Source organism: Microbulbifer maximicatervae (SeqCode), assembly GCF_052467695.1.
On sequence record NZ_CP174320.1, the window covers coordinates 1809267 to 1823213 of the forward strand.

At 52.0% G+C, this 13947-nt stretch carries 14 protein-coding genes; 12 read left to right on the forward strand and 2 right to left on the reverse strand.

All coding sequences use genetic code 11. The features are described 5' to 3' along the window. Position 1 precedes the first annotated feature (1 nt). Positions 2-388 carry an aspartate 1-decarboxylase gene (gene panD, locus ACJJI8_RS07815; RefSeq protein ID WP_413664143.1) on the forward strand — a complete coding sequence of 129 codons (387 nt, stop codon included), beginning with the start codon at positions 2-4 and terminating at the stop codon, positions 386-388. A 44-nt stretch (positions 389-432) separates the two neighbouring features. Here panD and ACJJI8_RS07820 read toward each other — a convergent pair whose 3' ends face one another. Continuing rightward, positions 433-1098: a polysaccharide deacetylase family protein gene (locus tag ACJJI8_RS07820; RefSeq protein ID WP_444935154.1), complete on the reverse strand. Its 666-nt coding sequence runs from the start codon at positions 1096-1098 to the stop codon at positions 433-435. A 429-nt stretch (positions 1099-1527) separates the two neighbouring features. Between ACJJI8_RS07820 and ACJJI8_RS07825 the strand changes: the two genes are divergently transcribed. From ACJJI8_RS07825 to ACJJI8_RS07875, 11 genes are all read left to right on the forward strand, one after another. Further along, a complete protein-coding gene (locus ACJJI8_RS07825) occupies positions 1528-2022 on the forward strand; it encodes a 2-thiouracil desulfurase family protein (RefSeq protein WP_444934721.1) in 495 nt (164 codons plus the stop codon). Positions 2023-2286: 264 nt separating this feature from the next. After that, positions 2287-4104: an Ig-like domain-containing protein gene (locus ACJJI8_RS07830; protein ID WP_444934722.1), complete on the forward strand. Its 1818-nt coding sequence runs from the start codon at positions 2287-2289 to the stop codon at positions 4102-4104. Positions 4105-4428: 324 nt separating this feature from the next. Beyond that, positions 4429-6366: an acetate--CoA ligase gene (gene acs / locus ACJJI8_RS07835; protein WP_444934723.1), complete on the forward strand. Its 1938-nt coding sequence runs from the start codon at positions 4429-4431 to the stop codon at positions 6364-6366. Between the two features lie 197 nt (positions 6367-6563). Then, positions 6564-6980: a hypothetical protein gene (locus tag ACJJI8_RS07840; protein ID WP_444906581.1), complete on the forward strand. Its 417-nt coding sequence runs from the start codon at positions 6564-6566 to the stop codon at positions 6978-6980. A gap of 146 nt (positions 6981-7126) precedes the next feature. Then, a complete protein-coding gene (locus tag ACJJI8_RS07845; protein WP_444934724.1) occupies positions 7127-7504 on the forward strand; it encodes a VOC family protein in 378 nt (125 codons plus the stop codon). A 25-nt stretch (positions 7505-7529) separates the two neighbouring features. After that, entirely contained in the window at positions 7530-7916 is a 387-nt protein-coding gene (locus ACJJI8_RS07850; RefSeq protein WP_444934725.1) for a DUF6632 domain-containing protein, read from the forward strand. Between the two features lie 165 nt (positions 7917-8081). Then, positions 8082-9581, forward strand: a complete 1500-nt coding sequence (locus ACJJI8_RS07855) for a catalase (protein ID WP_444934726.1) — start codon at positions 8082-8084, stop codon at positions 9579-9581. Positions 9582-9637: 56 nt separating this feature from the next. Continuing rightward, a complete protein-coding gene (locus ACJJI8_RS07860) occupies positions 9638-10108 on the forward strand; it encodes an ankyrin repeat domain-containing protein (RefSeq protein WP_444934727.1) in 471 nt (156 codons plus the stop codon). A gap of 159 nt (positions 10109-10267) precedes the next feature. After that, positions 10268-11254, forward strand: coding sequence for an SrkA family protein kinase (locus tag ACJJI8_RS07865; RefSeq protein ID WP_444934728.1), 987 nt, complete (start codon positions 10268-10270; stop codon positions 11252-11254). Between the two features lies 1 nt (position 11255). Then, positions 11256-12083, forward strand: coding sequence for a serine O-acetyltransferase (gene cysE / locus ACJJI8_RS07870; protein ID WP_413664156.1), 828 nt, complete (start codon positions 11256-11258; stop codon positions 12081-12083). A gap of 92 nt (positions 12084-12175) precedes the next feature. Further along, on the forward strand, positions 12176-12988 hold the full coding sequence (locus ACJJI8_RS07875) for a GNAT family N-acetyltransferase (protein WP_444934729.1): 813 nt from the start codon (positions 12176-12178) through the stop codon (positions 12986-12988). On the opposite strand, the gene epmA is transcribed toward ACJJI8_RS07875, so the two are convergent. Further along, positions 12975-13928, reverse strand: a complete 954-nt coding sequence (gene epmA / locus ACJJI8_RS07880; protein ID WP_444934730.1) for an EF-P lysine aminoacylase EpmA — start codon at positions 13926-13928, stop codon at positions 12975-12977. The two genes, ACJJI8_RS07875 and epmA, sit on opposite strands and share 14 nt — an antisense overlap. Between the last annotated feature and the right edge of the window lie 19 nt (positions 13929-13947).

The window sequence follows — 13947 nt, forward strand, 5'->3', positions numbered from 1 at the left end:
TATGCAAATTGAAATGTTGAAGTGCAAGTTGCACATGGCCGCAGTGACTCAGGCCGAACTCTGGTATGACGGTTCCTGTGCAATTGATGAGGACCTGGTAGAACTGGCTGGCCTGCGTGAATTCGAGAAAATCGATATTTACAATGTGAGCAATGGCGAGCGCTTCCACACCTATGTGATCCTCGCCGAGCGCGGTTCCGGTATTATCTCCATGAACGGCGCCGCTGCACGCAGAGTGCAGGTGGGTGACCGCATTATTATCGCTTCCTATGCGCAGATGACAGAGGGCGAAGCCGATAACCACAAGCCCAAGTTGGTCTACCTGGATGAGAACAACAAGGTAGAGCGCAGCACTAATACGATTCCGGTTCAGCTAGCCGAAGCCTGATTCTTTTCGCTACAGGGCGTTGTGCCCTGTAGCATCCCCGCCGCTTATTGATCAGACATTAATAACACTTCCTGATTAAACCTCTTTTCCAGGTAGGACTCGTCCAGGGTGTAGTGCCAGAGATTTTTCTTTTGTCCTTTAGCTAGAGCGATTTCGCCGATTCTTCCAGGGTTATATTTAATCGGTTGGGCGTGTTGGTATTTGGCGATAGGGTCCCGATAGGCCTCCTCTAAAGGAATTATCTCCCAGCCTTCCTTCCTCAGTCTTTCAGCCAGATCACCAATAAACAGGGCTGAAATATCCATTTCATGCAACAGTATGACGTGCTTTGGGGAGCGCCCGAGATATTTAATTGCCATATCGTCGTAGTACTTAATGCTCGCCATAAGAACGTCGACATAAAAGTTGGAGAGTCTTTCCATATCAACTGGTTTTCCGTCTTTCACTGCTGTCTGGAAAAGTTCTTCGATATACCAGTCGTAGTTATTTAAGGTGATATAGGCGTTTTGATAGTTATTTTTCTGTAGTAGATCCCGGATACCATCGCGCTTTTCGACAGTTTCGCCCTCGCGCAGATAGGGAAAGCGAAAATAGGTTTTAAAGTTGTCAAATTGCTGAAGCAGCTGGTGGGCCTGCAAAAAATCTGCTTGATAAGTGGATAGCCCTGTTTCCAGAAAATTGGGATGGCTATGGGTGTGATTGCCAATAATATCCCAGCCCTATCGTAGCGGAGCATCCGCTCCAACCCTTCCTTATCGAAGGATTGAGTATTGGAAAAGAAGGCTACTTTGCCAACTTTATATTCTTCTATGTTTTCAATTAATGTTTTGGCCCGGGTTGGTCCATCAAAATAACCATCGGCTTTACGGGGGGCATCATCGAAAGTAATTGCCAGTTGTTTGGCGTTAGCGACTGGGATTGCCAACAAGTAAATTATCAATAATATGAATGAACGCTGCATGGTTTATTACTCTAATGAGTTTATTTACGAGCTGTTCGTCAGGCTAGGATTTAGTTGTCCTTCTATTCAGGTTTTCTGTCTTAATTTACTGGTCAGAAAACCTGCGTTGTCCAGTAGCCTAGGCTCAGTTGCGGTAGAGTACGGCTTCCTATTGTGTCCACTATAGCTTCAGATGTATATGGCCAAAATACTTGTTAGTTCCTGCCTTTTGAACTGCGCCGTGCGCTATGACGGTAGTAGTGTTGAGGCCAATATCGATGATTTTGAGTGGCTTGTGGATACTCAGGGAATTGTCTCCTTGTGTCCGGAAGTGGCGGCGGGATTGCCTATTCCGAGGGTGCCGGCTGAGATCTGTGGCGCAAATGGAACAGAGGTGTTAGACAGAACTACTGGGGTTATAGGTAGTGATAGAACGGATCTAACTGAGCAATTTATGCTGGGGGCCAAACTGGCTCTGGAATTATGCAGGAAACACAATATCCAGTATGCAGTGCTTACGGAAAATAGTCCCTCTTGCGGAAGTAACTATGTTTACGATGGCAGTTTTTCAGGAACAAAAATAATGGGCTCTGGTGTTGTGTCTGCGCTTCTTCAAAGGATGGGAATAATAGTTTTTAGTCAACATACTGTTGGGCAACTTAGAGACTTGATAAGTGTATCCAGAGCTAACTAAGTTGTTAGCATCAATAAAATTAGATCGGTAAAAAGGGCATTGTCACAGTTAGGCCCGATAGGTTGATTAATACCAGCGAAGCCGGTGGCTCCCAGATGTCAGTACGATTAGCGCAGTATCCCTGAAAATTCTCCTTTTGTGACGCAGCACCCAGCCTGTTAGGTTTTGTCATTTTTAGGGTCCAGATTGGCAGTGACTGCTGTGGCAATAAACAGGTAAGACTGAATACCCTGTCGGCTATTTAAATGGCTGCAGGAGGCAGTGGTGGAAGGCAAGTTTTTTAAAGCCGATAGCAAGTTTATCAAAACCGCATTGGTACTGGCGATCAGTTCCGCGTTTTATGGCTGCAGCGGTGGCAGCGGTGGCAGCGGTGGTGGTGAAGATCCTGCGCCTGTGGATACCACTCCGCCGAGCCTGACACTGACTCCCGCCAGCGGGGCCTCTATTGCAGCAACCGACACCCTACTGCTGGATTTTAGCGAAGCGGTGGCATTGGAGGATGTGTCCCTAAGTGGCGCCATGCAGGAAATGGGAGAGCTCTCTCAAGTCGATCAGGACACCCTGATCTTAACCCCGATAGCGGAGTGGGCAAAGGGGCTAGAACTCTCCCTGACAATTGCCGCGCAGGATGCAGCCGGCAACCAGATGGCAGAGGTTGATGCTCACTATACCGTGGATGAAAATGCCCCTTCCGTAGTCAGTGTATCTCCAGCACAGGAGCGTTTGGAGAAGGATGGCGCAATCACGGTACAGTTTTCCGAGTCGATAGATCGCGACAGCCTGCAAATTAGCGGTTCCTTGCTGGATGATGAATACACTCTGACCTGGTCCCAGTCGCGCTTTAATGACGACACCTTGGTGATAGCTCCCAAGAGCCGCTGGCTGTCCGGGCAGGATCGCAGCCTGCACCTTGAAGCCAAAGACCCCGCTGGCCTGGATCTCCCCGCTGAACAGCACAATTTTACTGTGCCATTGTACTTTGAGAATTTTGACAGCGCGCAGGTCGTGATCGGCCAGGATGATTTTTCCAGTACTTTGACCGCCATCAATGCAAAGAATCTTGGCGAGGGCCCCCGGGGTTCCGCTGCCGTTACTGGTGAGGGGAAGTTGTTCGTACCCGATTTTACAAATGATCGGGTGTTAATTTTTAATTCGATCCCCGCAAGTAATGGAGCACCGGCCAATGCAGCGCTCAATGAAGATAGTCTCGACGAAAGCAGCGTGGGAGATTTTGGTCGCGGGCCAACAAATATCAGTTTTGATAGCGGAAAACTTTTAATAAATTATTTTTTGGGCCCCGAGTACCACAGTATTTATGTTTACGATACTATTCCCGAAGATGGTCGGGCATTGCCTAGTGCCAAACTATCGAAGGACAACTGCCAGGGTAACCACTCCATATATACCAGTGCGATGATTGCGGAGGGGCGCGTATTCGCGGCCTCGTGGTCTAAGGCTCGAGTGGTGGTATGGGATGACTTGCCCTCAATGGAAGATGCGGCACCGGATTGGCTGCTGGGCCAGTCCACACTGGATAATTGCACCCCTAACGACCATGAGCAAGATGGCTCGATTTTGCAGCCCAGTGCCCGCACATTGGCTGCGCCCGGAGATGTGTGGAGCGATGGAGAAAAGTTAGCCATCACCGACACGGAAAATAACCGGGTGCTTCTGTGGAACTCAATGCCTACTAGTAGCTTTGCTCCGGCGGATATAGTTCTGGGGCAAGCAGATTTTGTCAGCAATGAAAGTCTGCCCCCAAGTCGACAAACCCTGAGTTTATTCAGACGTGGTATCTGGTCGAACGGTATTCAGCTATTTGTGGCGGACAGTGATAATAACCGAGTGTTGATCTGGAACCAGTGGCCACAGGAAAATTTCGCTCCGGCAGATGTTGTCTTGGGGCAGGGAGATTTTGATCGCAGTGCCTTCAACGACAGTAACCAAAATGGGGTTGCTGACGAGGGGGAGTTGCCAAGTGCTGCTACGCTGAAATGGCCCGACGGAATTACCGCTTATGAAGATAAGTTGATTATCAACGACTCGGGTAATAACCGCTTTCTTATTTTCCAATCTCGCTAGTTTTCTCTGCTAAATGTACCGGGCTGGTAACCCGGTACAGGCAAACTTAAGTTGATTTGTTTTCTATTGTTGCGGTCTGGCCTCAACGCAATATCTCTAAGTTTTTCATCAGTTCTTGTTAGATGTCTGCTTTCTCCCCCCGCTACATTAGCCGTGGATTTAAAATCGCTGTGCGCTCTGTCGCGTTGCGGCGATGTGAAGCATTACCGTTGTCAGAGGTGATTGTTTCTGGAAGGTGATGCTATAAAGGGGAACATCCTGATTCTGGAATGCTTCGCTGCTGCTGTAGCGATAAGCGCCATATTAATAATAAAGGAGAAGATGATGTCTGAAGTGCATACCCGCCCAGTCTCCCCCGGTTTTGCTGCCAATGCGCTTATTAGCGCCGAAGACTACGAGACAATGTACCGCCAGTCGGTAGAGAGCCCAGAGGCGTTTTGGGCACAACAGGCCAAGGACTTTTTGCAGTGGGACAAGCCGTTCACTCAGGTTCTTGAGGAGGATCTGCACAAAGGTCATACCGCCTGGTTCTCCGATGGCCAGTTGAACGTAACCGTAAACTGCATCGATCGGCACCTGGCAAACCGTGGCGAGCAGACTGCGATTCTGTGGGAGGGAGATGATCCCGCTGATAGTAAGGCAATCAGCTATCAGAGCCTTTATGAAAGTGTGTGCCGCTTGGCCAACCTGCTGAAATCCCGGGGAGTTAAAAAGGGAGATCGGGTGTGTATTTATATGCCGATGATCCCGGAGGCGGCCTACGCCATGCTCGCCTGTGCCCGTATCGGCGCTGTGCACTCGGTAGTATTTGGTGGTTTCTCCCCGGTGTCCCTGAAAGACCGTATTCTCGATTCCGATTGTCGTCTGGTGATCACTGCTGATGAAGCGGTTCGCGGCGGTAAGCGAGTACCGCTTAAAGCCAATGTGGATAAAGCGCTGGTGGACTGCCCTAATGTGCATACGGCCATTGTGGTTAAACAAACGGGCACACCGGTAGACTGGGATAGTAAGCGTGATATCTGGTATGGCGAATCCATAGGTGAGATGGAGCCGGACTGCGCGCCTGAAGTAATGGGAGCGGAGGACCCGCTGTTTATCCTTTATACCTCGGGCTCTACCGGTAAACCCAAAGGGGTCCTGCATACTACTGCCGGCTATCTGCTGATGGCCACCATGACCTTCAAATATACCTTTGATTATCGCGAGGGAGAGATTTTCTGGTGTACTGCCGATGTGGGCTGGATCACTGGGCACAGCTATATCGTCTATGGACCATTGTGTGCCGGGGCCACCAGTCTGATGTTTGAGGGCGTGCCCACTTTCCCGGATGCCTCACGCTTCTGGCAGGTTGTGGATAAGCATCAGGTCAATATTTTCTACACCGCGCCGACAGCGATTCGGGCGTTGATGGGAGCGGGTGACGAGTTTGTAAAAGCCACCGAGCGCAGCTCCCTGCGACTTTTAGGCACCGTGGGTGAGCCCATAAACCCGGAAGCCTGGGAGTGGTATTACAGCGTGGTGGGCGATGAGCGCTGCCCGATTGTGGACACCTGGTGGCAGACTGAAACCGGTGCGCAGATGATCACGCCACTGCCCGGTGCCATGGCTCTGAAACCCGGGTCGGCAACCCGGCCCTTCTTTGGCGTCCAGCCCGCGCTGCTGGATAGCGAAGGCCGGGAGATTGAAGGGGAGGGCGAGGGCTCTCTGGTGATTAAAAAGAGTTGGCCCTCCATGATTCGGGATGTGTACGGCAATCGCCAGCGAATGCTGGATACTTATTTTTCCGCATTCCCCGGCTATTACTTTACCGGCGATGGTGCCCGCCGCGATAGTGACGGTTATTACTGGATTACAGGGCGCATTGATGATGTGTTAAATGTCTCTGGACACCGCCTGGGAACAGCTGAGATTGAGAGCGCCCTGGTACTGCACAATGATACGGCGGAGGCAGCGGTGGTAGGTTATCCCCACGATATCAAAGGGCAGGGGATTTATGCCTTTGTAATGCTCAAATCTGGCCATAAGCCCAGTGATGAGCTGAAGGCTGAATTAATTGAGCTCTGCCGCAAGGAGATAGGGCCAATTGCCAAGCCTGACTTTATCCAATGGGCGCCTGCACTGCCAAAAACCCGTTCCGGCAAAATCATGCGGCGTATCCTGAGGAAGATTGCCTGCAATGAGCTGGATAATCTGGGAGATGTTTCCACTCTTGCCGATCCCACTGTGGTTGACGCATTGATTGATCACCGCGAAAATCGCTGACCATAGGTGTGGCGCGTGAAGGTTTTATTGGCCGGGCATAGCCCGGCCTTTTCATTGGGGCAAGAGGTTAAATTCCTCCCCGATTTTTGCGCCATTTTCAGCTAAATAGACAAGTAAATGCCTGCTGCTTTGCACAGTTAGTAACCCTCTAACTCCGGATATTGTTTTAAGGGTATTTACAGTTAAGGAGATTCCGTTTGGAACAGGGACAGTACCTCTGCGATCACTACCGCTTCGCCGCCGATCAGCGCCTCAAGGTTTTTAATTTTTTTGTTGTGTTAACCATGTTTGTTGAGGGCGGGATTTTCACTGCCATGGAGAAAGACTTCCACCCTCTAATCCTGGCGTTGCTGGGAGGGTTTGTGGTCATACTGGTCACTGTATTTTGGCTGATGGACATTCGCAGCCGCCAGCTTCTCAAGCTTGCAGTTCCGGCACTGAAAACCCTGGAAATGGGATTCCCGGAGGAAGCGAGAATTTTTTCCAACGATGCCATTCGCCGAGGTGACTTGGCCCGTTACACTTTCGCTTTCAGGGTTTTGTTGGTGGGGCAGCTGTTCTTTGGTCTGGGCGTCGCTTCTTACGGTATTTATCACTGGTATATCTCCCCCTAATCCCAACCTTGCAGTGGCGGGTATGATTGCATGAAGTGAACCACCTGCCACAACCTCCTCTTTGTCTCGTACGTTTTAAAGTCGGCGCTGCCGGCCTCTCTAGGCTATCTTGCAGAAGTATCCGCTTCTCTCCCGAGGTTTATACGATGCTTGATCATATTCGCCTTTATGTGCACAGCTATGAACGCAGTAAGGACTTCTATCAGCAGGCGCTGATGCCACTGGGATACCAGTTGGTGATGGAGTTTGACGATTGGGCGGGCTTTGGCTGGGCAGATAAAGCGGAATTCTGGATTCGTGGCGGGACCAGCACCACTCCACAATTGCATATTGCCTTTCGCGCTGAAGAGCGGCAAGTGGTCAGGGAATTCTATCGCTTGGCTTTGGAGGCTGGGGGCAGGGACAATGGCGCACCGGCTGTCTACGAACAATATCACCCGGATTATTACGCCGCCTACGTACTTGATCCCGATGGACATAACCTGGAAGTGGTGTGTCATTTACCGGGGGACTTACAGGAATAAGTCGATCGAGATTTGGGAGTAATTTATGAACGAGGTAACTCGAGCAAAATACCTGTCAATAGCGCTGGTCGTTGTAGGAGTGCTTTTTATTCTGGCGATTTATCCGATGATGATGTGGATTTGGCCGGAAGGATGGGGCTGGACTCCGCGGCAGCCAGAATACGAGCAAATGATTATCGGTATTTATGTTACCTTGGGGGTGTTTTTAATACGTGCTGCAAAAAATCCCGCCGCAAATGCCAGTTTAATTTGGTTCACTATATGGTCTAGCCTTGTACACGCCGTCATTATGTTGGTGCAGGCATTGGTGGATAAAACAGAGCGAATCAATTTGATGGGAGATATTCCCGCACTTTTTTTGATTGCCGCTGTGCTTTGGTACCTTATGCCCAGGCGAAAAAAATCTGATTGAGCATTTACTTTATTTTGACTTGCTAAAAAATCTGAATTGCTCTTTCTGACTCACCGTTATTGATCCCTGCTATAAGAGCGATAACAAGGTCTAATTTCCCGCTTATTGTTCTCCCCTATAAGCTCTACTCCTGTAATAGAGATGGCAGTAGAGATAAATAATCCCATGAAATACTTACCCTTATTTGCATTAACTATCGGTCTGATAGGCGGTGCCAATGCAGAGACATTGACTCGCGATAATGGCGCCCCTGTCGGAGACAACCAGAACGCACAAACCGCCGGAGAAAATGGCGGTAATTTGCTGCAAGATGTTCAACTGATTCAAAAATTGCAGCGTTTTGCCCGTGAACGTATTCCCGAGCGTGTAGTTCATGCTCGTGGAACTGGTGTTCACGGTGAATTTGTTGCGACGGCTGACCTCAGTGATTTAACCCGCGCAGCGGTGTTTGAGCGCGGCAGTAAAACGCCAGTGTTTGTGCGTTTTTCAACAGTAATCCACTCAAAAGGTTCCCCGGAAACCCTGCGCGATCCCCGTGGATTTGCCACCAAGTTTTATACGGAAGAAGGCAATTGGGATTTAGTGGGTAACAACCTGCCGGTATTTTTTATCCGCGACGCGATTAAATTCCCGGATATGGTTCACTCCCTAAAGCCCTCCCCGGTGACTAATCAACAGGACCCCAACCGTTTCTTTGATTTCTTTAGCCATGTGCCGGAATCCACCCATATGCTGAGCTGGGTCTATTCCGATTACGGTACACCGGCTAACTTGCGCCAGATGGATGGCTGGGGTGTTCACGCCTATAAATTTATCAATGACAAGGGTGAAGTGAACTATGTGAAATTCCACTGGAAAACCCGCCAGGGCATTAAGAACCTGACTACGGAAGAGGCAGCAGAAATTCAGAGCAAGGACTTCAGCCACGCAACTCGCGATATGTATGCCGCGATTGAAAAAGGCGAGTACCCCCAGTGGGATCTGTTTATTAAAATACTGAAGCCCTCCCAGCTTAACAGCTTTAATTACAACCCCCTGGACGCCACCAAAATGTGGTTGGACGTGAAGGAAACCAAAGTCGGCACCATGACACTCAACCGTGTGCCCACTAATTTCTTCCAGGAAACTGAGCAATCCGCATTTGCGCCAGCCAATATTGTTCCGGGTATTGAGCCTTCGGAAGACCGCCTGCTGCAGGGTCGCGTGTTCTCATACTCCGATACGCAAATGTATCGTCTGGGGGCCAACCACCAGCAATTGCCTATCAACCGTCCCCGTGTTGCCGTAAATAACTGGAACCAGGATGGGGCGGGTAATTACGGCCAACAGACTTCAGATGTGAACTATCAGCCGAGCCGTATCGATACGCGCACCGAGGACCCCAAAGGTCTTTATAGCAACAAGGCGTTGAATGGCAGCACCCAGCAAAAGGCCATTGAAAAGAAACTGCCTTTTGCCCAGGCGGGTGCTTTCTACCGCAGCCTGAGTCCTGAAGAGCGCCAGAATCTGATTGAAAACCTCGCTGGTGATCTGGGTAAAGTGAGTGATGAAAACACTAAGCACATTATGCTGAGCCACTTCTATCAAGCGGACAAGGACTACGGACAGCGCTTAACCAAAGCAGTTGGTGGAGATCTGGATCGCGTGAAAAAACTGGCCCGGTAATTTTTACCCAGGTGCGGGCGACCTCTGTCGCCCGCTAAATTTATACAGGTGAAATTATGAGATCATTTTTATTCGCACTACTCTTTCTCACCTTGGGGGTTCAGGCAGGGGAGCCGGAAAAAACGGAATCTGATTTTACCGAACTCTCCCAGTATTATTTTGCCGCAGCCAGAATTGGTGATACCGAGGTGCTGCGTGAATTTTCGCAAGCGGGTTTCCCCCTGGATGTACGCAACCCGAAAGGTTACACCGCACTGATGATTGCCACTTACAACGGCAACGGGGAAGCTGTGGATTACCTGTTGCAGAGAGGTGCAGATGCCTGTGCCCAGGATCGCCGTGGTAATACTGCCCTGATGGCAGCGATTTTTCGCGGTGAGTTTGCCCTTGCACGAACCCTGCTAAAGCAGGATTGCGATTCGCAGCAGGTGAATAAGGCCGGCCACTCCGCAGAGGATTTTGCCGAAGTTTTTGGTCGTGACCAAATGGTTCAACTATTGCAGCAACAGCGGGCAAATGGCGACTAAGACAGTTTTTTGTGCGGTTGGCATTGGATGGTGTCACCGCTCCTGTCCTGCGTGAAATCCTCTTGAGTTGGCCGCTTTAGCTTGCGGCACATTTCTCAGTTTGTCCCGGCCCCCGCGACCGCGTTAGCATAGCCAGCTGCAATCCAGTTGGTACCCACTATGACCTCGAATCATCATCCCTATGAAGCCCTCACGCCGGACGTGGTGATCGACTGTGTCGAGACTACCGGACTGATTTCCGATGCGCGTATTTTCCCTCTAAACAGTTATGAAAACCGCGTCTATCAGGTGGGTATTGAGGATGCCGAGCCGTTGATTGCCAAGTTCTATCGCCCGGGGCGCTGGAGTGATGAGCAGATAATGGAGGAGCACCAGTTCACTCTGGAGCTGGCAGAGGCCGAAATTCCTGTGGTGGCACCGATACAGTTTGATGGGCGCACCCTGATGGAGTCCGCTGGATTCCGTTTTGCGCTTTTCCCCCGACGGGGCGGTCGCCAGTTGGAGCTGGATAACTTTGATCACCTGGAACAGGTGGGGACCATGTTGGGTCGTATTCATGCGGCCGGCAGCGCCAAACCTTTCAGCTATCGCCCATCCCTCACTTTGCAGCGATTCGCAATCGATAGCCGGGAATTTATCCTGAATGGAGATTTCCTGCCACGTGAGAATCGCGAGGCCTACGCTTCTGTCACGGGCCACATTATCGAACAGATAGCCCCGCTGTTTGAGCGGGACTGGGATATGCTGCGCTTGCATGGTGATTGTCACAGTGGCAACTTCCTGTGGCGGGATGAGACTCCCTGGTTTGTGGACTTGGACGACTGCCTGATGGGGCCGGCGATCCAGGATATCTGGATGTTGATTTCCGGCAATCGCGCAGAGCAAACCGCTTACCTGGATGCAGTGTTGGAAGGCTATGAAACCTTCTATAGTTTTGATCCCCAGCAGTTGCAGCTGATGGAGCCTTTGCGCTGCCTGCGGCAGATGCATCACGCCGCCTGGTTGGCGCGACGCTGGCAGGACCCGGCTTTTCCCCAGGCGTTTCCCTGGTTTAATACTGCCCGTTATTGGGCAGAGCATATACTGGCATTGCGCGAGCAGCAGTCGGCGCTGCTAGAGCCCCCGTTGACCCTGGGGGCTGTGTAACATGGAGAAAGCAATAATGGATGCGACATGCACCGAGGCTGAGGCGGATCTGATCTGGGAGAAGATTCGTATAGAGGTGGCGCAGCAGGTAGAGCGGGAGCCGATCCTGGCCAGCTTTCTACACGCGACCATCCTGAACCACAATTCCCTGGAGGCGGCGCTCAGCTTTCACCTGGCCAACAAGCTGGACAATGCGGTGGCACCGGCGCTGTTAATTCGCGAGGTTATCGATGAGGCGCTACAAGCTGACCCTTCCATAGGGCATGCGGCGCGAGCGGATTTGAACGCAATTTACCTGCGGGATTCCGCCTGCCACTCGCTGCACGAGCCCTTCCTGTACTTTAAGGGCTTTCACGCCTTGCAGGTTCACCGTGTGGCCCACTGGCTGTGGCAGCAGCAGCGCCGCTCCCTGGCTATGTTCTTACAGCACCGTGTCTCTGTCGTATTCAGTGTGGATATTCACCCGGCTGCGCGTATGGGTGACGGTATATTGCTGGATCACGCGACCGGTATCGTTATAGGTGAAACGGCTGTAGTGGAAAACAATGTTTCCATCATGCAGTCCGTTACACTGGGCGGCACTGGCAAAGAGAGCGGGGACCGCCACCCGAAAATCCGCCACGGGGTTTTAATCGGTGCGGGCAGCAAGGTGCTGGGCAATATTGAAATTGGCGAGTGCGCCCAAATTGCTTCCGGAAGTGTGGTTCTTAAAACGGTACCGGCAAAGGTGTTAGTGGCCGGAGTGCCGGCAAAAGTTGTCGGGGCAGCCACCTGTGCTGAACCGGCATTATCCATGGATCAGTGTGCCCTGTCGCAAGTACAGAAGTAAGGCTTGTCGCCCCGTAGCGAACACCGGCTGCGGGGCTGGGATCACTGGGGAAATGATGCAACGGCACTGTTCTTGGCACTATCCTTTGACCCATGAAATATAGTCTCAGCGCTAAAAATCTTACCTGCCGAAATTTGGAGGCTTATGCGGATTACCGCGCGAGCCTGGTAACTCCAGATTGCACCAAGGAAATTACAGGTATTGTCCGCAGTGATAGCGGCCTGCCTTCCATTGGGCTCAATCAGGTGATTTCCAATATGGTAATGCCGCCGCGCATTATTCAGCGTTTTGCGCTGGATTATTTTGCCGAGCGGCACAGCCCCTTCACCCTTTGGCACAGTGCCACCAAACCCCTGGACAATGACGCTTTGGATGAGCTTGGGCTAAAGCGGCGCCAGTCCCTGGTAGCTATGGCCGCCGAGATACCCCGACTCAGCGCTGCCGAGGTTCCGGTAGTGGAACAGCTGACTATTAGTGCGGTGAAAAAGGAGGCCTTGCCTGATTACGGCGCGGTGCAGGCAGCGGCGGCAGGGGAGCTGGAAGGGGCACAGTTGGCGCACTTCTATCAGGGCCTGCAGGAAATCCCCGAGCAGCGACGCGGGCGACTGAAATTATTTCTCGCTAAGCTGGATGGTGTGCCGGTGGCCGCCGGTTGCCTGTTTGCGGCAGCGGATGCACTGGGGCTCTATGACCTGGTGACACTTCCGGATTACCGGGGTCGCGGGATTGGTCGGGCCCTGTTCAAGCATCTGCTAACCGCTGCCCAAGGTAGCCACCATAAAAATCTTGTAGCTTTAGTGCCGGCGGATCGTCAGCAGCTACTGCTCGATAGTGGCTTTTTTGCAGTTGGCGAGGTTGCCCGCTATCAATACACTCCGGCGCCGGCGGCCGCTAAGCCCGACTGAAAGGGAAGGCGATAACTTCCTCAATCGATTGGTAACCGGCTTTTAACATCAGCAGTCGGTCGACTCCCAGCGCGACCCCGGCGCACTCGGGCATGCCTTGCTCCAGGGCCGCAACCAGACGCTCTTCAAAGGGGTGTACAGGGCGCTGGTTAGCACGGCGGTATTCCAGATCCTTTTCAAAGCGGCGCTGCTGTTCCGCGCTGTCGGTCAGCTCCCAATAGCCATTGGCCAGTTCCAATCCACCCACATAGGCTTCGAAGCGCCTGGCTACGGGCGTCCCCTGTTCGTCCGCCACCACTTTTGCCAGTGCTGCTTGCTCTGCAGGGAAGTCGTAGAGCAGGGTGATGCCCTCACCCATGGTGGGTTCCAGGCGGTGGCTCATCAGCAGGTCCAGGCACTCACTGCGTTCACGGGGTACAAAAGACAATTCCATTTCCCGCTTAACGCAGGAAATCAGCTCGGCTTCGCTGGCACTGTGGGGGTCCAGTTGCAGCTCCCTTAAAAACAATTCCCGGTAACTGAGGGACTGAACCTGGTCCGTCGCCAAAATACTGCAGAGCAGCTTGGCGACCTCCTCCATCAGTTGGTGATCGTCCCAACCGCAGCGGTACCACTCCAACATGGTGAACTCGGGGTTGTGTCGACCGCCGGATTCGCCCTGGCGAAAAGCCTTACCCAAGTAATAGCAATCTCCGAGTCCTGCGGCGAGTAAACGCTTTAAACCAAATTCCGGGCTGGTGGCCAGGTAGGCGTTTTCGCCCCGGCACTCTGTGGTGATGGACTCGATATGGGGGTCGCTGGTGGCGCGCTGGGATAGCACCGGAACTTCGGCTTCCACAACGTTTCGTTCAGCAAAAAATGTGCGTATTTCAGCGAGTAGAGCAGCGCGTTGGCGCAGGGCTGCAATAGTGGCGGTGGGGTGCCAGGTATCTGTGCTCATGGGAGGTAGCTCTGGAGAT

Bases quoted from the DNA above. Each gene is read 5' to 3' on its own strand.
- acs (WP_444934723.1), top strand. From the start codon at position 4,429: ATGTCTGAAGTGCATACCCGCCCAGTCTCCCCCGGTTTTGCTGCCAAT.
- ACJJI8_RS07855 (WP_444934726.1), top strand. From the start codon at position 8,082: ATGAAATACTTACCCTTATTTGCATTAACTATCGGTCTGATAGGCGGT.
- ACJJI8_RS07865 (WP_444934728.1), top strand. From the start codon at position 10,268: ATGACCTCGAATCATCATCCCTATGAAGCCCTCACGCCGGACGTGGTG.
- ACJJI8_RS07825 (WP_444934721.1), top strand. From the start codon at position 1,528: ATGGCCAAAATACTTGTTAGTTCCTGCCTTTTGAACTGCGCCGTGCGC.
- ACJJI8_RS07850 (WP_444934725.1), top strand. From the start codon at position 7,530: ATGAACGAGGTAACTCGAGCAAAATACCTGTCAATAGCGCTGGTCGTT.
- epmA (WP_444934730.1), bottom strand. From the start codon at position 13,928: ATGAGCACAGATACCTGGCACCCCACCGCCACTATTGCAGCCCTGCGC.
- ACJJI8_RS07875 (WP_444934729.1), top strand. From the start codon at position 12,176: ATGAAATATAGTCTCAGCGCTAAAAATCTTACCTGCCGAAATTTGGAG.
- panD (WP_413664143.1), top strand. From the start codon at position 2: ATGCAAATTGAAATGTTGAAGTGCAAGTTGCACATGGCCGCAGTGACT.
- cysE (WP_413664156.1), top strand. From the start codon at position 11,256: ATGGAGAAAGCAATAATGGATGCGACATGCACCGAGGCTGAGGCGGAT.
- ACJJI8_RS07860 (WP_444934727.1), top strand. From the start codon at position 9,638: ATGAGATCATTTTTATTCGCACTACTCTTTCTCACCTTGGGGGTTCAG.
- ACJJI8_RS07845 (WP_444934724.1), top strand. From the start codon at position 7,127: ATGCTTGATCATATTCGCCTTTATGTGCACAGCTATGAACGCAGTAAG.